This window comes from Agromyces albus (assembly GCF_004134825.1).
In the GTDB taxonomy this organism is placed as follows: domain Bacteria; phylum Actinomycetota; class Actinomycetes; order Actinomycetales; family Microbacteriaceae; genus Agromyces; species Agromyces albus.
In genome coordinates this window covers 11,748-32,607 of sequence record NZ_SDPN01000044.1, presented here as the reverse complement: position 1 = coordinate 32,607, position 20,860 = coordinate 11,748, and the positions used below count along the sequence as shown (strand labels likewise).

The following is a 20,860-nucleotide window of genomic DNA, read 5'->3' as shown; positions in this document are numbered from 1 at the left end:
GCGAGCTCGCCGACGCCGGCTCCGAAGGCGACGGATGCCGCCCCCGCAGCAGCGGGCAGCGGCCACCGCCGCGCGCGGCCGTTCGTGTCGGGCATGGCCTCAGCGTACGCTCGCCGGAGGCGGCCGAATCGGGCGTTCCGGCCGAGTTCTCCGGACCGTAATATCTGTCGCCTGAGGCCCCGGGAACGCGGCCATCGCGGCGTCGGCGTCGGTCGATGTCGCGATGGCCGCGAATCCGCCCGCACGTCAGCCGGTCGTGCTTGAATCGACCTCGGACCCGGGGGAGCAGAACGCATGACCGACACGAACCACCTCGCCGACACGCATGACCTCATCGAGGTTCGGGGTGCGCGCGAGAACAACCTGAAAGACGTCTCGCTCGACATCCCGAAGCGCCGCCTCACGGTGTTCACCGGGGTCTCGGGCTCGGGCAAGTCGTCGCTGGTGTTCGGCACGATCGCGGCAGAGTCGCAGCGGCTCATCAATGAGACCTACTCGGCGTTCCTGCAGTCGTTCATGGGTTCGCCGTCGCGGCCCGACGTCGACTCGCTCCGCAACATCAGCGCGGCGATCATCGTCGACCAGGAGCGCATGGGCGCCAACTCGCGCTCGACCGTCGGCACGGCGACCGACGCGCACGCAATGCTGCGCATCATCTTCAGCCGCCTCGGCAAGCCCTACGTCGGCCCGAGCTTCCACTTCAGCTTCAACGTGCCGGCGGGCATGTGCCCGCGCTGCGAGGGCATGGGCGAGGTCAACGACATCGACATCGACCAGCTCGTCGACCGCGACAAGTCGCTCGCCGAGGGCGCGATCACGATCCCGGGCTACACGGCCGACGGCTGGCAGGTGCGCATCTACAGCGAATCGGGGTTCCTCGACCCCGACAAGAAGATCCGCGACTACACCGAGCAGGAGCTCCACGACTTCCTCTACAAAGAGCCGGTCAAGGTCAAGGTGCAGAGCATCAACATGAGCTACGAGGGCCTCGTGCCCAAGGTGCAGAAGAGCCTGCTCTCGAAAGACCGCGACGCGATGCAGCCGCACATCCGCGCCTTCGTCGATCGCGCCGTCACCTTCACGGCGTGCCCCGAGTGCGGCGGCTCACGCCTGAATAAGGAAGTTCTCTCGTCCAAGATCAAGGGCATCAACATCGCGGATGCCGCAGCCATGCAGATCTCCGACCTCGCCGGCTGGCTCGACGACCTGACCGACCCGGCCATCGGCCCGCTCGTCGAGACGCTCAAGCAGACGATCGACTCGTTCGTCGAGATCGGGCTCGGCTACCTCAGCCTCGACCGCACCTCCGGCACGCTCTCCGGCGGCGAGGCACAGCGCGTCAAGATGATCCGGCACCTCGGTTCTCCACTCACCGACATCACCTACGTCTTCGACGAGCCCACGGTGGGCCTGCACCCGCACGACATCCAGCGCATGAACGAGCTGCTCGTGCGCCTGCGCGACAAGGGCAACACCGTGCTCGTCGTCGAGCACAAGCCCGAGGTCATCGAGATCGCCGATCACGTCGTCGACCTCGGCCCGGGTGCCGGCACGGCCGGTGGCACCATCTGCTTCGCCGGGGATGTCGCGGGCCTCCGCTCCTCCGACACACTCACGGGGCGCCATCTCGACCACCGCGCGCAGCTCCGTGATGCAACGCGCGGGGCATCCGGGCACCTCTCCATCCGCGGCGCCACGCAGCACAACCTGCAGGGTGTCGACGTCGACATCCCGCTCGGCGTGCTCACCGTCGTGACGGGGGTGGCGGGCTCGGGCAAGTCGTCGCTCATCCACGGCAACGTGCCGAAGCACGAGAACGTCGTCGTCGTCGACCAGTCGCCGATCCGCGGCTCGCGGCGCTCGAACCCCGCGACCTATACGGGGTTGCTCGACACGATCCGCACCGCGTTCGCGAAGGCGAACGGCGTGAAGCCGGCGCTCTTCAGCGCGAACTCCGCGGGCGCGTGCCCGAACTGCAAGGGCATCGGGCTCGTCTACATGGACCTCGCGATGATGGCCGGCGTCGCGAGCGTCTGCGAGGAGTGCGGCGGCAAGCGATTCACGGCCGAGGTGCTCGGCTACACGCTGCGCGGCAAGAACATCAGCGAGGTGCTCGACCTCTCGGCCGACGAGGCGCTCGAGTTCTTCGAAGAGAAGCCCGCCCGTGCCGTGCTCCAGCGCCTCAGCGACGTCGGCATCGGCTACCTCGGTCTCGGACAATCGCTCAACACCCTGTCGGGCGGCGAGCGGCAGCGCTTGAAGCTCGCCATCAGCATGGCGAAGGCGGGCTCGATCTACGTGCTCGATGAGCCGACGTCGGGCCTGCACCTCGCCGACGTCGACAAGCTGCTCGCCCTGCTCGACCGACTCGTCGACGACGGCAACTCGGTCATCGTCATCGAGCACCACCAGGCCGTCATGGCGCACGCCGACTGGATCATCGACCTCGGCCCGGGCGCCGGCCACGACGGCGGCCGCATCGTGTTCGAGGGCACGCCGGCCGAGCTCGTCGAGTCGGCGTCGACGGATGCCGCGACGCTCACGGCCCGGCACCTCGCGGCCTACGTCGGGGCGGGCGACCGCGTGGGTGCGACCTCCGGTGGTTGAGTAGGCAGCGAAGCAGCCGTATCGAAACCACCCACCCCCGGTGGTTGAGTAGGCAGCGAAGCAGCCGTATCGAAACCACGCTGCCCCGGGGTGGCCTCGATACGCGTCGCCTTCGGCGGCGCTACTCGACCACCGGGGCGCGGCGCGTACGCCCGGGCTTGAGCGAGCTGCGGGGTTACTCTGGCGCCATGGTGGTCAACCGCAAGCGCAAGGCCACCTACGCGCGACGGCGCAAGCGCCGGATGGCACGCGTCACGCACGACCTCAGCGACGAGCAGTGGACCGCGCTCAAGGACGCGTGGAACGGCTGCGCCTATTGCGGCGCGACCGATAAGCCGCTGCAGCGTGACTGCGTGCTGCCGATCTCACGCGGCGGACGCTACACGCTCGACAACATCGCCCCGGCCTGCGGCTCGTGCAACGCGAGCAAGTGCAACGACGAGGTCACGTCCTGGCTCCGGCGCAAGCGGCTCGACGAGCGCGCCTTCCTGTTGCGCCACTACGAGATCGGGGCGGCGCTGGCGCTGCGGTTCGGCGGATCGGAATGAGACCGCACGAATGACGCGACCGGCTCCGCGAGCGAAGCGCCGATCTCGGCGGCGGGCCGCTTCGCCCCCTTCACCTCGAACGAGTGCCCCCCGCCCTCGAGCCACTGCAGGGTCGCCGTCGGCCCGATGCGGGCGACCACCGCGTCGAGCTGCTCGTTCGGCGACGCGAACGGGTCGTTCGTGCCCTGCAGGAACAGCATCGGCACGGTGATGCCGTAGAGGTGCTCGTCGCGCACGGCCTCGGGCTTGCCGGGCGGGTGCAGCGGGTAGCCGAGGTAGATGAGTCCTGCAGCGGCCATGCCGTCGGCGACGGCCATCGAGGCCATGCGGCCGCCGAACGACTTGCCCGATGCCCAGATCGCCTCACCGTCGGCGCCGCGAGCGGCCGCGGCATCCGTCGCCGCCCGCCAGGCCGCGATGGCAGCTGGAGGGCGATCGGGAAAGCGGCGGCCCGCCTCTCGGTAGGCGAAGTTGAAGCGCAGCGTCGCGAATCCGTCGTCGTTCAGCGCCCGCGTGAAGCCGGCCATGAACGGATGCTCCATGCCGGCGCCCGCGCCGTGGGCGACGACGATCGTGGCCGCGGCATCCGCTGGGCGCGCGTAGACCCCAGACACAGGCGTGCCGTCGACGTCGATCGTGATGTGCTGCTCGGTCGTCATGGGAACAGGTCGAAGATGTCGCTCACCGCAGTGATGACGGAACCGGCGCCGTCGGTGAGATCGCCGACCGCCGCGGGGAGTTCGCTGAGGCTTCCGACCGCGTCGAAGACGGCGGCGAGGTCGGTGGTCACGTCGAGGAGATCGCCCACGGTGTCGAGGTTGGTGCGTTCGACGACGGCGGCGTCGAGCTTGAGCTGGGCGATCCACTCGCGTTCGAGTCCGAAGAGCACGGCGTAGGGGAGCAGACGCTCGTGCAGGTGGAACCGGGTGAGGGGCTCGGCGGCGGCATCGGGCTGGGGCTCGTCGCCGCCCGGCGAGCGCGCGGGGGTGGACGCGCTCGCGGCATCCGTCTCCCGCAGCAGCGCGCCGCTCGGCGACTGCAGCACCCGCAGCCGATCGGCCTCGGCGAGCTCCATGTACTGCCGCAGCCCCGCGAGATGCTCTCGCTTCGGCTGCGACGGCGGAAGGAAGTGCCGCCACCACGCGGGCGTGACGAAGATCGTGGCGACGGTTGCCGCCACGGCGACGATCGTCATGACGAGGGCGGTCCAGTCGCCATCGACGATGGTGAAGACGAGGAACAGCACCTCGACGAGCATGCCGAGGTAGGCGAGCACGGTGAGCGTGACGCCAGGCCAGGTGATGCGTCGCTCGGCGATGAGGCCATCGCGAGCGAGGGCGTGTTCGGTGGTGAACACGAGGGTGCGCAGCCTGCTGCCGAGAGCCCGCCTGGCCGACGAGAAGCGGCGCACGCGCCCCGGGATGTGCTCGGGGCCGAACAGTACCTCGAGTAATGCCACCTCTTCGGTGGTGAGGATGGCATTCGATGCGAGTTCGACGCCGATGGGCTCTCGCCTGCTGCCCGCGACGATCTTCACCTTGCGCTTCACCGCGAGATCGATGAGGGCAGCGGATGCCGCGCGCCGGTCGGCCTCGAGCAGCAACGCGTCGCGCAACACCGTGGACCCGCGCTCGGGCGCGTATTGCACGACGCGCGGGGTCACCCGTTGGGCGGCGACGGCGCGCGCGGCGAGGCCGAGCCCGAGGATGAGGAACGCGGGAATGACCGCGAACACGATGACGGCGAAGAGCACGCGCCCAGTCTAGGGAGACGTCGCCGCGTGAGGGAGGCTCACGTCACAGGCCGGGTGGCTGTTGAGCTAGTCGCCCACGAGCTCGCCGCGGATGCGCCGCAGGTCTTCCATGAGCGAGCCGACGAGGATCCAGTGACCTGACCTGGGCGGCGCCACGACGAGCGCCGACGTCAGCGCGGGCACTTCCGACGTCATCGGCTCGGGCTCGGGTTCGGCCACGCGCACGAGCAGGCGCACGTCGTGCGCGACCCGTCGCAGTTGCTCGGCGATCGCACGCACCGTGGGCTCGTCGTGCAGTGCGTCGTCGTAGTGGTCGGCGAAGGCGCGCGTCATGCCGATGACCTGCGTGACGATGGGGCTCAGGCGTTCGAGCAGCTCCCGCAGCTGTACGAGCTCCGAGCGATGCGCCGACCGGCGCGGGTTGAGGGTGAGCGACTCCTCGCCGGCGGCGATCGCGGAATCGGCGGCATCCCGCATCGGTCGCAGCAGCCGGGCCTCGATCATGAGCGCATCGACCGCGCCGGGCGACCGTCGCTGCTCGAGCGCGTCGGCGAGGCGGTCGACGGATGCCGCGAGCTCGCCTCCGAGCAACGCGACCTCGCCTCGGGCGGGCGCCACAGCCACGGGCGGCACGATGAGCGCATTCACGACGATGCCGATCGCGGCGCCGATGAGCGTCTCGATCACGCGGTCGACCGCGTACTCGGGCGACGCGGAGCCGAGCGCGAGCACGAGCATCGCGCTGATCGCGACCTGGTTCGAGGTGCCGGGCGTCATCTTGAGCGCCCACGCGACGAGCATCGCGATCATGATGGCGGCGAGGATGATCCAGCTGCTCTGGCCGAGTCCGAGCGAGATGCCCGTCGCGATGACGACGCCGAGGATCACGCCGATGCTGCGCTCGATCGCCTTGCCGAACGACTGGTTGACGCTCGGCTGCACGACGAGCAGCGCGGCGATCGCCGCGAACACCGGCAGCGGCCCGGGGATCAGCCAGCCGGCCACGAGCCATGCCGCGATCGTCGCGACCGCTGCCTTCAGCACCTGCAGGATCGGCACACGCTTCGTCGCCCGGAACGTCGCGGTGAAGTTCATGCGCCAAGGCTAGCCGTGGCACGCACGTGCTGGGCGAGAATGGAGCAGTGCCGCTCGGCACGCTCCGCCCGCTCGAACGAGGGCTCCCTATGCAGCGAACCGTGTCCGCCGAACTCGCCCTCCACGTCGACGACCTCGCGCGCCTCGCGTTCATCGTCGCCGTGGCCGACCGCCCGGCCGAGGAGCGCTTCGAGCTTCGGCACGACGGCGCGCTGGTGAAACCGCGTGAGGTGACGGATGCCGCGGGCAGCCGCATCCACATCGTCGACGTCGCGGCAGGTTCGGTCACCATGAGCTACTCGGCCAGGATCGAGGTGCAGGCCGAGGCGCCATCCGTCACCGAGCTCGAGCTGCTCGAATTCCTCCGGCCGAGTCGTTATTGCGAGGCCGACCACCTCGCCGCGACCGCGCGAGCAGAGTTCTCAGGTCTCGAGGGCCGGGAGCTCCTCGCGGCGGTGAGCTCGTGGGTCGGCACTCGCCTCATCTACGTGCCGGGGTCGAGCCTGCCGACGGATGGCGCGATCCGCACGCTCCTCGGCGGCGAGGGCGTGTGCCGCGACTATGCGCACCTCGTGATCGGCCTGTTGCGGGCGCTCGACGTGCCAGCCCGCCTCGCTGCGGTGTACGCGCCCGGCCTCGACCCGATGGACTTCCACGCCGTCGCCGAGGCGCACGTCGAGGGCGCGTGGCACGTCGTGGATGCGACGACGCTCGCCCCGCGCTCGTCGCTCGTGCGCATCGCCACCGGGCGCGATGCCGCCGACACGGCGTTCCTCAGCTCATACGGCGGCAACGTGACGGTCGAGGCGATCGAGGTCTCCGCCGTCGCCGACGTGCTGCCCGACGACGACATCACGGAGCTCGTGCAGCTGCGCTGAGCTGAGTTCTTGCGGCGACATCCGGCTCCGGATTTTCCGCAAATTCTTGACGATTGGCTTCTGGCACTCTCATGGTGAGAGTGCTAATCTGAAGGTACTTGAGCGACATCGACTCAAGTCTTGAACAACCGCCGCAACGCGGCACTAGGGAGGAGTAGCCATGGCCATGTACTGGGACCCGTTCCGTGAGCTCGATCGCCTCGCTACGAGCATGCTCGACTCGAGGCAGGGACCGCGGGTCATGCCCATCGACCTGCACCGTGACGGAGATCACTACGTGCTGAACGCCGACCTTCCGGGTGTCGACCCGGGCTCGGTCGACGTCGACATCGACGGGCAGTTGCTCACCATTCGCGCTGAGCGCACCCTGCGTTCCGAAGAGGAGACGCAGTGGCTCGTGCGCGAGCGGCCGAGCGGGTCGTTCCTGCGCCAGCTCACGCTGGGCGACGGCCTCGACACTGCGGGCATCAGCGCACACTACGAGAACGGCGTGCTGAGCGTCGTGATCCCGGTGAGTGAACAGGCCAAGCCGCGCAAGGTGGCCGTGCAGGCCGCTCAGCGCTCCGAGAAGGAGGTCACGGCTTAGGCCAGGGTGACCCACCGGCAACCACGCCCGCGAAGCCCGCCCTGCCGCCCAGGCAGGGCGGGCTTCGCCGTTCGCCGTGCGGGTGACTCGTTCTGGGGGTGCCGAGCGCGCCCGACGCGTCGAATCGTGACCCGACAGTGATCAATTCGCGAGCAGGCGCCGGATATCTTCAGATCACATGGTCGCAAGCGCTCGCCGACGGCCGAACCGTTCTTGAGGGGAACCCACCGCCAGTGATGCAACATCGCGCCATCGCCGCCGTCCTGACCATCGGACTCGCGTCCGCCCTGAGCCTCGCTGCGGTCGCCGCACCGGCGTCGGCAGAGGAGCCGGTCGAAGAGCAGCGGCTCGTGCTCACACCCGCCGACTACATCGCCAGGGCAGGCGAAGTGGTGGATTATGAGGTCACCTTCGTTGACGAGTTCGGAGAGCCGGCAGATCCCCAGCCCGACCTCGAGTACACGCTCAGCACCGACCTCGCAGGCGACGTCATCGACGGCGAGAAGGTCTCGGGAACGCAGAGCGGCCCGCGCACCGTCTTCGTGCGGAGCGGTCAGTACTACGGCATGACCGAGCTCACCGTCATCGGCGACCCTGTCGAACTCTCCATAATCCCGAGCGCACTGAAGGTCGTGAAGGGCGGCACACTCACGTTCGATGTCACCGGTGTCGACGAGTGGGGCACCGTCTTCGGCGCGGGAGATGACGCCGTGATCACGAGCTCCGTGCCGACCGACATCATCAAGGCCGGCGGCATCGTCACGTTCCCGACCGCGAGCCCGCACACGATCACCGCACGTGTCGGAGAGGTGACCGCATCAGTGACCATCGAGGTCGTGGATACCGCCGCTGCTGCCCCCGCTGCCCCGGCTGCGCCGACTCCCGGCGCTCCCAGGCTCGCAGAGACCGGCGTCGAGGCGAACGCTGCCGCGGTGCTCGCCGGCGCCTTCCTCCTGCTCGGTTCGCTCGTCATGAGCCGGCGTCGACGCGCGGCGCGCTGACGCTCAAAGCACATATCGGTCCCCGGCCGCGAGCCCAGTGCGGCGCGGCCGGGGACCGACCCGTTCGGCAGGTCGCCGCAGTAGTTAGTATCAAGGTGAAACAAGCTCGGTCGCCGAGCAGCCACCCAGCCGGGCTGATCCGATGGAGGACGAATGCGCTCAGCGTGGCCCGATCTCGCCCCCGCCGAGCGCGGGGCCCTGCTCGAGGTGCTCATCCACGGGCCGCTCCCGCGGGCCGAGATCGCCCGTCGGCTCGGCCTCTCGAGGGCGACCCTCACCCGCATCACCCGCACGCTCGTCGAAGCCGGGCTCCTCTCCGAGGGTGCCACGGAACTGCGCGCGACGACCGGCCGCCCCTCTGAGATGCTGCAGCTGCGCACAGATACCCGGCGGTTCCTCGGCGTCAAGCTCACGGGCGACACGCTCTACGCCGTCGTCACCGACCTCGGCGCCCGGATCCTGTCGTCGATCGAAGAGCCGCTCGTCACCACGGAGGTCGACGATGTCGTCGACCAGATCGCCGCGGTGGCCGCCCGAATGGAGGTCGAGCATCCGGGCCTCACGGCGATCGGCGTGTGCCTGGCCGGCGACGTCGCCAACCGCGGCGGGGAAGGGATCGTCACGGTCTCGCCGTTCCTCGGCTGGCGCGACGTTCCGCTCGGTGTCCTCTTGCAGCAGCGAACCGGCCACCCGAGCGCTGCCCAGAACGACGTGCTCGCCCTCACCGCCGCCGAGCACTGGTTCGGTGCGGGTGCCGGCCTCGACTCCATGGCGCTGCTCACCGTGGGCATCGGACTCGGGTTCGGGCTCGTCGTGCACGGCCAGGTGGTCACGGGTGCGCACGGTCGACCCGGTCGCCTCAGCCACGTCATCATCGATTCCGGCGGTCCGATCTGCAAGCGCGGGCATCGTGGGTGCGCGTCGACCTATCTCGTGAACGACGCGATCGTCACGGCGCTCGGCGGCGCGCCACTCGACTACGAGGGCGCACTGCGTCGAGCGCGCGAGGGTGATCCGGCTGCGCGCCGGGCCTTCGAGGACGCCGGCGTCGCACTCGGTGCGCTCATTGCGCTCGTCGTCAACACGATCGATCCCGAGAAGGTCATCCTGAGCGGCGACGGACTCGCCATCTACGAGCTCGCGGCCGACCGCGTACACCACGCAATGGACGAGGCACTCGACACCGGCAGCACGGTGAACCTCGACGTCCAGCCCTTCGACTTCTCGGAGTGGGCGCGAGCGGGTGCGGTGCTCGCAATCAGGAGCGTGCTCTCCTAGGTTCGAATACGACCGAGTTTGTTTCATCGATTGACAAACTCCCCGATGTACTTCAGGCTGGGTCTCGTCCAGCCGGGGGGAGATCGGCCGGGCGCAATCCGCACCGCGTATCAAAGGAGATATCTATGCGCTCACGCGTACTGGCATCGATCGGCGTCCTCGCCGTATCCGCCGCCGCCCTGACCGGATGCTCCACTCCGTCCGACAGTGGATCGGTGACGCTCGAGTTCTGGTCCTGGGCTCCCGACACCCAGAAGATCGTCGACATCTGGAACGAGGAGCATCCCGAGATCCAGGTCAATTACACGGATGCCGGTGGCGGCGACGAGTCCGCGGCGAAGATCCTGACCGCGAGCCGGGCGGGCAATGCGCCCGATCTCGCGGCGGTCGAGTACACGACCCTGCCCTCGTTGATCGTCGCCGACGTGCCGCTCGACCTGACCGACGCCGTCGCCGACGTACAGGACGCGTACACCGAGGGAACCTGGCAGCAGACCACGTTCGACGGATCGGTCTTCGGACTCCCGCAGGACGTCGGCCCGATGTCCCTCATCTACCGCGCCGACAAGCTCGCCGAGTTCGGCATTCCCGCGCCCACGACGTGGGCTGAGTTCCGAGAGGCTGCAGCCGCCGTGCGGTCCGCGGATCCGAACGCGTACATCGCCTCGATCCCTCCCGGCGAGCTCGGGTTCTACGCGGGCGTTGCGACCCAGGCCGGATCGGAGTGGTGGTCGGTGTCGGGGAGCGAGTGGACGGTCGGCATCGCCGACGAGGCCTCCCTCGAGGTGGCGGACTTCTTCGACCAGATGGCGAAGGACGACCTCATTCTCACCGACCCGCTGCTCACCCCCGAGTACAACAAGATGCTCAACGAGGGCACGATCCTCTCGTGGCCGTCCGCCCTCTGGGCGCCCGGCGTGATCGAGAGCGTCGCCCCCGACACCGCCGGCTCCTGGGAGATGTCACCGCTGCCGCAGTGGACTCCGGGCGAGAAGGCCGCGGCGTATCAGGGCGGTTCGGCGGTCATCGTCACGAAGGAGAGCGAGCACGCAGATGCCGCGATCGAGTTCGCCAAGTGGCTGAACGCGAGCGACGAGGGCTCCGAGCTCGTGCTCAGCGAGCAGAACGCCTACCCCGCGGCGATCGCCGGCCAGGAAGCCGCGGCGGAGAACGAACCGCCGACCCTCATGCCCCAGCAGGCGGACTTCTACGAGGTCGCCGCCGAAATCTCCGCCGAAACGATCCCCGTCACCTGGGGGCCGAACGTGAGCTTCGCGAAGACGACGTTCACCGACCAGTTGAGCAAGGCCATCGAGAACGGCACGCCGTGGCGTGACGCGTTCATCGCCACCCAGGACGCCGTCGTCAAGGACATGAAGACGACGGGCTTCGAGCTCACGAACGGGTGACCGGATGACCACCACCAACTCGCGTACGGGATCGACGACGGCCACCGCCGTCATGGTCCGGCAGCGTCGATCCCGTCCGCGGCTGGCGCCGTATCTCTTCGCGGCGCCCGCCATCGTGCTGTACATCGTCTTCATGCTCATTCCGGTCGGGTACGCGATCTGGCTGAGTCTTCGCGCCTATCGACTCGAGGGCGGCGGCATGCTCGGCCGACGGGTCGACGTGTTCGTCGGCCTCGAGAACTACTTCTCCGTGCTGAGTGACCCCGAACTCATCGCGAGCTTCGGCCGTCTCGCGATCTACGGGATCATCGCCGTGCCGTTGACGCTCGGCCTGTCGCTGCTCTTCGCCCTGTTGCTCGACGTGCCGGCCGTACGAGCCAAGCGCTTCTCGCGCACGGCGATCTTCGTGCCCTACGCCGTTCCCGGAGTCGTGGCCGCGCTGTTGTGGGGATTCATGTACCTGCCGAGCACGAGCCCGTTCTCCTACATCACCGAGTCCATGGGCCTCGGGGGAATCCCGTTCCTCGAGAATCCCGGGCTCTTCGGCTCGCTCGCGAACATCGCGATCTGGGGCGGAGTCGGCTTCAACATGATCATCATCTTCACGTCGCTGCGCGGCATCCCGGCCGAGCTGTACGAATCCGCACGACTCGACGGCGCGAACGAGATCCAGATCGCTCTGCGCGTGAAAGTGCCGCTCGTGATGCCCGCCGTCATCCTGACGACCGTGTTCTCGCTCATCGGCACCCTCCAGCTCTACGGCGAGCCGATGACGCTGAAACCGATGACGAGCGCGATCTCGCAATCGTGGGCGCCGCTCATGACGATCTACCGTGACGCCTTCATCACCGACAACCTGCCGGCGGCCGCGGCCTCGTCGACCATACTCGCGCTCGGCACCGTGCTCGTCTCGGTCATCGTGCTGCGCCTCGCGAACCGCAAGACCATGGAGGCCGTGAAATGACCGCCACCGCGACCCGTCCGGCGCCGCCGCAATCGGTGCGCGCTCCACGCACCGGCGCCGTCAAGACGCCGCTCTGGTCGCGCCTCGTGCCGACCCTCGTGCTCCTGATCGGCGCGGTCTACTGCCTGATCCCCGTCGCGTGGGTCTTCGTTGCCACGACGAAGTCCCGCGAGGAGCTGTTCACGACCTTCACGTTCGCGCCGGGAAGCGGGCTCTTCGAGAACCTCGGCGCCCTCTTCGCCTACGGCAACGGGCAGTTCGGGCTGTGGGCGGCGAACTCGCTGTTCTACGCGGGGCTCGGGGCGCTGCTGTCGACGTTCGTGTCGGCGATGGCGGGGTACGCGCTCGCGAAGTACGAGTTCCGGGGTCGCAGCCTCATCTTCTACTCGATCCTCGCCGGCGTGCTCATCCCGGGCATCACGCTCGCCGTGCCGCAGTACCTGTTGCTGTCGCAGATCGGGTTGGCCGGCACTCCGCTCTCGGTGCTGCTCCCGTGCATCATCAGCCCGTTTGGGATCTACCTCTCCCGGGTGTACGCGTTGTCGGCCGTCCCGCAGGAGACGATCGAGGCGGCGCGCATCGATGGCGCGAGCGAGTGGCGTATCTTCCAGTCGATCGCCGTGCCGCTCCTCCTGCCGGGCATGGTGACGGTGTTCCTGCTGCAGTTCATCGGCATCTGGAACAACTTCCTGCTGCCGTACATCATGCTCTCCGACCAGGACAACTACCCGCTCACCGTGGGCCTCTACACGCTGCTCGCGAAGGGCTCGGGTTCGCCCGCGCTGTACTCGCTCGCGATCGCCGGAGCCGCGGTCTCGATCATCCCCCTCGTCGCGCTCGTGCTCTTCCTGCAGCGCTACTGGCGCCTTGATCTGATCTCCGGAGGTCTCAAAGGATGACGTCATCCTCCACGTTCGCCTGGCCCACCCGAGGACTCTCGTACGGCGGCGACTACAACCCGGAGCAGTGGCCGCGCGAGGTGTGGCAGGACGACGTCCGGCTCATGCGGGAGGCCGGCGTGAATATCGTCAGCCTCGGGATCTTCGCATGGGCGGCCATGGAACCCGAGTCCGGTCGGTACGAATGGGAGTGGCTCGACGAGATCATCGCGCTCCTCGCGGAGCACGGCGTCGCCGTCGACCTCGCGACGCCCACCGCTGCACCGCCGCAGTGGCTCTTGGCGAAGCATCCGGAGATCCTGCCCGTCGACGCCGACCTGCGCCAGCAGTGGCCCGGCGCACGGCTCGGCTGGTGCCCGAGCTCGCCGGTGTTCCGCGAGTACGCCCTGCGGATCGCGACGGCGCTCGCCGAGCGGTACGGCGCGCATCCGGCCGTGCGGCTCTGGCACGTCAGCAACGAACTGGGCGGCGGCAACGGGCGCTGCTATTGCGACGTGTCGGCGCAGGCGTTCCGGCACTGGCTCGAGGCGCGCTACGAGACGACCGATCGCCTGAACGAGGCGTGGGGCACGCCGTTCTGGGGGCACCTGTACAGCTCCTTCGAGCAGGTGCTGCCGCCGCGCGGTAGCGGCGGAGCATACAACCCCGGGCTCGAGCTCGACTTCCAGCGGTTCTCGTCCGACGAGCTGCTCGCGCACTACCAAGCCGAGAAGGCTGCGATCGAGCAGTACTCCGATGTGCCGGTCACGACGAACTTCATGGTGAACCGCGGACCCGACGTCGTCGACTATCCCCGGTGGGCCGAGCACGTCGCGGTCGTCGCGAACGACCACTACACGATCGGCGCCGACCCGTTCCGGGAGGAGGAGCTCGCGTTCGCCGCCGACCGGATGCGCGGGGTCACCCGGGAGCGCGAGCCGTGGCTGCTCATGGAGCATTCGACGAGCGGCGTGGTCTGGCAGCCGCGCAACCGGGCGAAGTCCCCAGGCGAGATGGCGCGCAACTCGCTCACGCACGTCGCCCGCGGTTCGGACGGCGCGCTGTTCTTCCAGTGGCGTGCATCGGATGCCGGTGCCGAGCAGTTCCACTCCGGCATGGTGCCGCACGCCGGCACCGACTCCAAGGTGTGGCGTGAGGTCGTCGAGCTCGGCGCAGCACTGCGCGCGCTCGAGGAGATCCAGGGCAGTCGCGTCGAACCCGCCCGCGTGGCCGTGCTCTTCGAGGATGAGGCTGCGTGGGCGTTCTCGCGCGGCATGAAGCCGAGCAACCACCTCACGTACGCCGACCAGCCGAGGTTGTGGCACCGGGCATTCTGGAACCGCTCGGTGCTCGTCGACGTCATCCCGCCGTGGAAGGAGCTGGACGGCTACGACCTCGTCATCGTGCCGAACCTCTACCTCGTATCGGATGAGCACGCGGCGCGCATCGCGGCCGTCGCCGAGCGGGGCGGCACCGTGCTCGTCGGCTACCTCTCGGGCATCGTCGACGAGTCGAACCGCGTGCGGCTCGGCGGCTACCCCGGCGCGTTCCGCGAGTTGCTCGGCGCCTCGAGCGACGAGTTCTTCCCGCTCCTGGCCGATGAGACGCTCGTGCTCGACGGCGGCGCGACGGTCTCGATGTGGAGCGAGTCGGTGCGCTCGCCCGAGGCATCCGTCATCGCACGTTATGGGTCAGGGCCGCTCTCAGGAGAGCCCGCGATCACACGCCGTGCGATCGGCGACGGGGCTGCCTGGTACGTGTCGACGCTGCTCGACGAAGACGGAGCGGCGCTCTTGACCGCTCGCCTGGTCGAAGAGCTCTCGCTCGAGCCAGCGGCCGACGTGCCGACGGGCGTCGAGGCGGTGCGGCGCCAAGGCGAGGACGCGAGCTGGCTGTTCCTCGTCAACCACACGGATGACGACGTGGAGGTCGTCTCGTCGGGAGTCGAGCTGCTCACGGGTGCGGCCGTGGGGCCGAGGGTCACGGTGCCTTCCGGGCTCGTTCGTATCGTTCGAGAGGTGCGCTGACATGACCATCACGGGCGAACGCACCGATGAAGACGCCATCCGTGATGAGCCGTCGCAGCTGCACGTGCTGCGGGCGGGAGGAGTGAGCGTCGTGGCGTCCTTCGCCGCCGGCGGGCTCCCCGAGATCCTGCACTGGGGCCGCGACCTCGGCGACCTGACCTCAGGGGATGCCGGCGAGCTCATCGCCGGGCTAGAGCGGCAGGTGTCGTCGAGCGCGACGGATGCCCCCTGGCCGCTCACGATCCTGCCCGGCGAGCCCGACGGGTGGGAGGGGCGACCGGGCATCGCCGGTCACATCGCCGGCGTGCCGATCCTCCCGCGATGGCACGTGATCGACGCGACCTCGGATGCCACGACGCTCGTCGTCGACGCAGTCGACGCGGGTCTCACCGTGACGAGTGAGCTCCGGCTCGACGCGGAGGGCGTGCTCAGGGTGCGCCACACCGTCACCAACTCGGGCGATGCGCTCGTCGAGCTCGCCGCCCTCGAGGCGACGATGCCGTTCGGCTCGTCAGCGACGGAGCTGCTCGATTTCGGCGGCCGCTGGACGCGGGAGCGGACTCCGCAACGGCGCGCACTCGTGCAGGGCAGCCAGGTGCGGGAGACTCGCAGGGGTCGAACGGGCCACGACGCGCCGACGCTGCTCGTCGCGGGAACTCCGGGATTCGACGCATCCGGAGGCGAACTCTGGGCGGTCCACCTCGCGTGGAGTGCCGACGCCGTCTATCGCGTCGATTCGCTCCCCGAGGCGCAGGGCATGCTCGGCGCGGGCGAGTTACTCCGCGCAGGCGAGGTCGTCCTCGCCGCTGGGGAGAGCTTCTCGACACCCGATGCCGTCTTCGTGTGGAGCGACTCGGGCCTCGACGGGCTGGGCGACCGGCTGCACCGGTCGCTGCGCGCCCGCCCCTGGCATCCGAACCGACCGCAACCGGTCGTCTTGAATACGTGGGAGGCCGTGTACTTCGACCACGACCTCGCGAAGCTCGAACGACTCGCCCAGACCGCCGCCGCGATCGGCGTCGAGCGATTCGTCCTCGACGACGGCTGGTTCTCCGGTCGCCGCACCGACCGGGCGGGCCTCGGCGACTGGACGGTCGATCGCGAGGTCTGGCCACAAGGCTTGCATCCCCTCGTCGACGCCGTTCGCGAGCGAGGCATGGAGTTCGGGCTCTGGTTCGAGCCCGAGATGGTGAACGAGGACTCCGACGTGATGCGGCGGCATCCCGACTGGCTCCTTGCGCCGCCCGCGCACGCGGCGCGAACCTGGCGCCACCAGCAGGTGCTCGACGTTGCGAATCCCGAGGTTGCGGACCACCTCGTCGAGCGGATCTCCGCCATCGTAGGCGAGTACGGGATCGACTACGTGAAATGGGACCAGAACCGGGACCTCATGGAGGCGATGCATGCCGGTCGCGCGGGCGTCGACGCGCACACTCGCGCCGTCTACGCGGTCATCGACGAGATCCGTGCGCGTCATCCCCACCTCGAGATCGAGTCCTGCGCCTCGGGCGGCGCCCGAGTCGACCTGGGAATCCTCGAACGCACCGACCGCGTGTGGGCGTCCGACACCAATGATCCGATCGAGCGGCTCGCGATCCAGCGGTGGACCGAGCTCCTACTGCCCTTGGAGCTGATCGGCAGTCACATCGGCCCCGCGCGAGCGCACACCACCGGGCGGGTCACCGATCTCGGCATCCGGATGTCCACTGCGCTGTTCGGGTCGGCGGGCATCGAATGGGACATCACCGAGTGCTCGCCCGAGGAGCTCGTGCTCCTCTCCTCCTGGATCACGGTGTACAAGCGAGTGCGTGGTCTCCTGCATTCAGGCCGGCTGATCCATCCCGAGTACGCCGATTCCGGCGCCACCGTGACCGCGGTGATCGCGCAGGATCGTTCGCACGCGCTGTACCGTCTCGCCCGCACCGAGACCGGGCCGCATGCGCTGCCGCCGCCGCTGCGCCTGCCGGGCCTCGATCGTTCGGCGCGGTATCGCGTGTCGCCGGTCGTTGGCCTTCCCGTGCCGCGGGGACTCGATGTGACCCCACCGCCGTGGCTGGCTCGCGGTGAGCTGATCCTGCCCGGTTCGGTGCTGGCCGATGTGGGGGTGCGCGTGCCACTGTTCGCTCCGGCGGAGGCGATCGTGCTCGAGGCGCAGCTCGTGTCGTCCGCCCCCGACAGGCACTATTCGATCGCCGGAGCGGTCGGTAGGGTCGACGCATGACGAAGCAGCCGGCGCGACCTGGTGACGACGAGTGGATTCGCGCGTACGGGAGCACCGGCATCCGTGTGTCTGCGCTCTGTCTCGGCACCTCGAGCTGGGTTCGCGCGGGAGAAGACGAGCCCACCGCGCTGCGGCGCATTGCCGACCTCGCGGTGGCGACGGCGGAGAGCCCGATCAACTTCGTCGACACGTCGAACATCTACGGGGGCGGGGTCAGCGAGCAGCTCATCGGCGACCTCTTCCGGAACGAGATCTGGGATGACTCGATCGTGCTCCAGACGAAGGTCGACCGCGACGTGCCGACCGGTGACTTCAGCGGCGAGCAGATGTGGCGGAGCCTCGAGCAGTCCCTCGAGCGACTCGGCGTCGACCGGGTTCCCGTGCTCTTCATCCATGACCCGGAGAACACCACCTTCGAGGCGGCGACCGAGGAGGGCGGGCCGGTCGAAGCGCTCGTGGAGATGAAGCGACAGGGTCTCGCCGAGAACATCGGAGTGTCGGGCGGGCCGGCCGACCTGATGCTGCAATTCGTGGAGACGGGCGTCTTCGACACGCTCATCAACCACAACCGGATGACGCTGCTCGATCGCTCAGCCGACCAGCTCTACGACGAGGCGGCCCGCCGTGGCATGGGCATCACGAACGCGGCGCCGTATGGAGCGGGCATCCTCACCGACGACCCGCGGTTCGCCCACTCCTATGCCTACGGACCCGCGGCTCCCGAGGTGATCCGAAGCGCGGATCGCATGCGCGAGATCTGCCGCGAGGCCGGCATCCCGCTGGCCGCGGCGGCGCTGCAGTACAGCATGCGCGACGAGCGGATCCACTCCACCGTCGTGGGCATCTCCGACGTCGAGCGCCTGCACGCCACCCTCGAACTCGTCGACGTGCACATCACCGAGGAGACGTGGGCGGCGCTCGCTGCAGAGCGTCCGCCGCTCGAGGTGTGGCAGGGCTGACGACGGCGTGCGGGAGATCCGCATGGTGCGGAGCTCCCGCGACCGCACCGAGAACGACCGCGATGACTGACCGGGACTCGACCCTCTACGAGCCGAGCTCCTCGAGCTTGCGACAGAATTGCGAGCTGCAGACTCCCCGACCAGAGTCCGCCCTCAGTACGTCGCGTCGGTTCCACTCCGCGTGAACGTGCGCTCTGTCATGAGGCGCTCCATGTCGTCGCACGGTCGGCCATCGCAGCCGACGAGAGTGAGTGCGAGGCGGTTTCCGTCGAGTGACCATGTGTACGTGAGGACGTCGTGGCCGTTGTCCGTCGTCAGGACGTCGCCGTCGATCGTGAAGACGCCGCCATCACCTTCGGGCACCCCGTTCAGGAGCCAGAGTTCATCGCCGAACATGAACCCCAGCCACCACCGGGGCCCAGAGAATCCGAGTCGCGTGGAGGTGAGTGGGCTCATTCCGGATTCGGTTTCTAGGTCCTCCTGGATCAGTGCGAGCTCGTCAGGTGTGAACGCGGAGTCCCAGGTCCCGTCCAGGACACCTTCGCCGTACGTTGATGCATCAACCGGTCGGGTGGGGGGTGCACCCTCGGGACGTGTGTCGTCGACGATCGCGCCGATCTCATCCGCCGTCATCGCCGTTGGTCGCAGCTCAACCGCAGTCACAGCTCCGCCCCAGAAGTCGCTCGCGTTCCCGTGCGACTGCGCTCCACCTATCACGACATCGCCATCCACCTGAATTGGGTCGCCGAATGCCTCGGATGCCTCCTCCTCGCCGTCGACGTACAGGGTCATGGTGGACGCCTGGGCGTCGTATACGCCGGCGAGATGAACCCATCGGTCCTGCGATGCGCCCGCGGGAGCCCCAACAGCGCGATACGTATGTCCGTCGTCGTTCGTGTCAGCGTCCTTCATGCTGAACGCGAATGCACCATCGGCGAGGCCGAGGTAGAAGCTGCCAGCGACGTCGCCGATCTGCGAGATGGCGGTCGCAAAAGGCCCGAAGTCTGCGGCCACCGAGACCCATGCGGATGCGGTGAAGCTCTCGGTCGTGCGGAATCCCTCGGGCGCGGAGGTCTTTGCGAAACCAGTCTGTCCGTCAAGTGAAAGTGTGCCGTCCATGAGTTCGGCGCCACCCTCGACGGAGATCGTCGAGTCGGAACCAGGACCGAGCAGCACCCACTCGTCAGTCCCCGTCGAGGGTGTCGGCGAAATGGAACCGCATCCAGACAGAAAACCCATGCTCCCGACGAGAGCGATCATGATAAGCGGCGAGGGCCGCCGGGAGTGAGTGTTGCTCGAGGTGTTCATGACACGAGTGTCGCAACGGATCATTTCGTCCCCCAGAACACGATCGCGCCGCGGGCCGACCCGATACCGAAGAATACCGAGTGCAAGGGTCGTTCGAGTCAGATCGCAGACAATTCCCTCGCTCGTTGCTGCTGCGATCCTGTGCGTAACCGGGTTGTCGCGCCGGCACGCGCATGTCGAGCGCGTCAGCGCCGTGGAATCGTCGATCCGCGGATCACGAGCCGCACGGGCAGCGCGTGCGTGCCGGCGTCGCCCTCGATGCCGTCGATCGCCTCGAAGACGCGCCTCGCGGCGGCTCGGCCGAGCTGCTGCAGGTTGGCGTCGATGCTCGTGAGCTCGGGCCGCGAGTTCGTGGCGAGGATCTCCCAGTTGTCGTAGCCGATGACCGCGACGTCTTCGGGCACGCGCCGGCCGAGGTCGCGGAGGGTGTCGAGCACGCCGCGCGCGATCTGGTCTGAGGCGCACACGATGCCGTCGATGTCGGGATGCTGCGCGAGGAGCATGGCCGAGGCGTCGCGGCCCCAGTGCTCCGACCAGTCGGCGAACATGACGTCGCCCACGAGCTCGAGGCCGGCGTCGGCGAGGGCCTCGCGAACGCCGACGGCCCGATCCTGTGCTGCCGCGTAGGCCGGGTCGCCGCTGATGTGCGCGATGCGCCGTCGCCCGCACGCGAGCAGGTGCTCGAGCGCCATCCGCCCGCCCGCGACGTTGTCGGGTGTGACCGAGACGTCGGTCGGGTCATCCGACGGCGCATAGGCGTAGACGACGGGCACGGGGAGGTCGTGGCCGAGCGAGGGGCGCGGGTCGGTCTGCCGGCCGACCACGATGATGCCGTCGACGCGGCGATTGAGGAGCGCCTTCAGCTGGTGCTGCTCACGGATCGCATCGCCGCGCGCATCGCAGAGGAAGACGTTGACCTGGCCGGCGCCGAAGGCGTCTTCCGCGCCCATGAGGATGGGGATGACGAACCGGCCCTCGAGGTCGTTCGTCAGGAGGCCGACGGTGCCAGTGCGGCCCGCGATGAGACTGCGAGCCAGCTCGTTCGGCGTGAACGAGATCTGCTCGGCCGCCTCGATGACCCGCCGGCGCGTGGCGGGCGCCACCTGGTCACGGCCGTTGATCGCCTTCGAGGCCGTGGCGAGCGAGACGCCCGCAATGCGGGCGACATCGCTGAGGGTCGCCGCCCGACCGCTGGGGTGTTCAGCTCGTGCCATGCGTGGCCCCCTCTCGTGGCTGAAACGTTACCGGAAGATTGTCTTGACGGCACGTACTTCGCCAGAGTAGCGTGCCGAAAGGCATTTCGGAACTTTCGACAGCGACACCCGACGTTCGACTGCCAAGTGCACCC

General features: G+C 68.6%; 17 protein-coding genes. 12 read left to right on the top strand and 5 right to left on the bottom strand.

The features are described from left to right. Positions 1–294 precede the first annotated feature (294 nt). The gene (locus ESP51_RS17205) at positions 295–2,607 is read left to right on the top strand and encodes an ATP-binding cassette domain-containing protein (protein WP_129522123.1); all 2,313 of its coding nucleotides are present in this window, start codon (positions 295–297) and stop codon (positions 2,605–2,607) included. A 188-nt stretch (positions 2,608–2,795) separates the two neighbouring features. Continuing rightward, on the top strand, positions 2,796–3,155 hold the full coding sequence (locus ESP51_RS17200) for an HNH endonuclease (protein WP_164990577.1): 360 nt from the start codon (positions 2,796–2,798) through the stop codon (positions 3,153–3,155). Here ESP51_RS17200 and ESP51_RS17195 read toward each other — a convergent pair. The 3 genes from ESP51_RS17195 to ESP51_RS17185 all read right to left on the bottom strand — a co-directional run bounded on the left by ESP51_RS17195 (position 3,107) and on the right by ESP51_RS17185 (position 6,003). Beyond that, positions 3,107–3,814, bottom strand: a complete 708-nt coding sequence (locus tag ESP51_RS17195) for an alpha/beta hydrolase family protein (RefSeq protein ID WP_129522122.1) — start codon at positions 3,812–3,814, stop codon at positions 3,107–3,109. The two genes, ESP51_RS17200 and ESP51_RS17195, sit on opposite strands and share 49 nt — an antisense overlap. Beyond that, positions 3,811–4,908: a DUF2207 family protein gene (locus ESP51_RS17190; RefSeq protein ID WP_129522121.1), complete on the bottom strand. Its 1,098-nt coding sequence runs from the start codon at positions 4,906–4,908 to the stop codon at positions 3,811–3,813. The genes ESP51_RS17195 and ESP51_RS17190 overlap by 4 nt, the downstream gene beginning before the upstream one ends. A 66-nt stretch (positions 4,909–4,974) precedes the next feature. Further along, complete coding sequence (locus ESP51_RS17185; RefSeq protein ID WP_129522120.1) at positions 4,975–6,003, bottom strand: FUSC family protein; 1,029 nt, start codon at positions 6,001–6,003, stop codon at positions 4,975–4,977. Between the two features lie 89 nt (positions 6,004–6,092). Here ESP51_RS17185 and ESP51_RS17180 point away from each other — a divergent pair, with 89 nt between their 5' ends. The 10 genes from ESP51_RS17180 (at position 6,093) to ESP51_RS17135 (ending at position 18,204) form a co-directional block, all read left to right on the top strand. Beyond that, positions 6,093–6,881 (top strand): transglutaminase-like domain-containing protein, encoded by a 789-nt coding sequence (locus ESP51_RS17180; protein ID WP_129522119.1) that lies wholly within the window; start codon positions 6,093–6,095, stop codon positions 6,879–6,881. Between the two features lie 160 nt (positions 6,882–7,041). Beyond that, entirely contained in the window at positions 7,042–7,467 is a 426-nt protein-coding gene (locus tag ESP51_RS17175; RefSeq protein WP_129522118.1) for an Hsp20/alpha crystallin family protein, read from the top strand. Positions 7,468–7,703: 236 nt separating this feature from the next. Next, positions 7,704–8,468: an LPXTG cell wall anchor domain-containing protein gene (locus ESP51_RS17170; RefSeq protein ID WP_129522117.1), complete on the top strand. Its 765-nt coding sequence runs from the start codon at positions 7,704–7,706 to the stop codon at positions 8,466–8,468. 153 nt (positions 8,469–8,621) lie between these two features. Continuing rightward, the gene (locus ESP51_RS17165) at positions 8,622–9,746 is read left to right on the top strand and encodes an ROK family transcriptional regulator (RefSeq protein WP_129522116.1); all 1,125 of its coding nucleotides are present in this window, start codon (positions 8,622–8,624) and stop codon (positions 9,744–9,746) included. 125 nt (positions 9,747–9,871) lie between these two features. Further along, entirely contained in the window at positions 9,872–11,155 is a 1,284-nt protein-coding gene (locus ESP51_RS17160) for an ABC transporter substrate-binding protein (RefSeq protein ID WP_129522115.1), read from the top strand. Between the two features lie 4 nt (positions 11,156–11,159). Next, positions 11,160–12,119, top strand: coding sequence for a carbohydrate ABC transporter permease (locus tag ESP51_RS17155; protein WP_241843233.1), 960 nt, complete (start codon positions 11,160–11,162; stop codon positions 12,117–12,119). Continuing rightward, complete coding sequence (locus ESP51_RS17150; protein ID WP_129522114.1) at positions 12,116–13,018, top strand: carbohydrate ABC transporter permease; 903 nt, start codon at positions 12,116–12,118, stop codon at positions 13,016–13,018. Before ESP51_RS17155 ends, ESP51_RS17150 begins: the two co-directional genes overlap by 4 nt. Beyond that, complete coding sequence (locus ESP51_RS17145; RefSeq protein WP_129522113.1) at positions 13,015–15,024, top strand: beta-galactosidase; 2,010 nt, start codon at positions 13,015–13,017, stop codon at positions 15,022–15,024. The genes ESP51_RS17150 and ESP51_RS17145 overlap by 4 nt, the downstream gene beginning before the upstream one ends. Before the next feature lies 1 nt (position 15,025). Beyond that, entirely contained in the window at positions 15,026–17,245 is a 2,220-nt protein-coding gene (locus ESP51_RS17140) for an alpha-galactosidase (protein WP_129522112.1), read from the top strand. After that, a complete protein-coding gene (locus ESP51_RS17135) occupies positions 17,242–18,204 on the top strand; it encodes an aldo/keto reductase (protein WP_129522111.1) in 963 nt (320 codons plus the stop codon). The genes ESP51_RS17140 and ESP51_RS17135 overlap by 4 nt, the downstream gene beginning before the upstream one ends. 153 nt (positions 18,205–18,357) lie before the next feature. Here ESP51_RS17135 and ESP51_RS17130 read toward each other — a convergent pair whose 3' ends face one another. Both ESP51_RS17130 and ESP51_RS17125 read right to left on the bottom strand, forming a co-directional pair. Further along, positions 18,358–19,512 carry a LamG domain-containing protein gene (locus ESP51_RS17130; protein ID WP_164990576.1) on the bottom strand — a complete coding sequence of 385 codons (1,155 nt, stop codon included), beginning with the start codon at positions 19,510–19,512 and terminating at the stop codon, positions 18,358–18,360. 185 nt (positions 19,513–19,697) lie between these two features. Beyond that, positions 19,698–20,726: a LacI family DNA-binding transcriptional regulator gene (locus ESP51_RS17125; protein WP_129522109.1), complete on the bottom strand. Its 1,029-nt coding sequence runs from the start codon at positions 20,724–20,726 to the stop codon at positions 19,698–19,700. Positions 20,727–20,860: the final 134 nt, after the last annotated feature.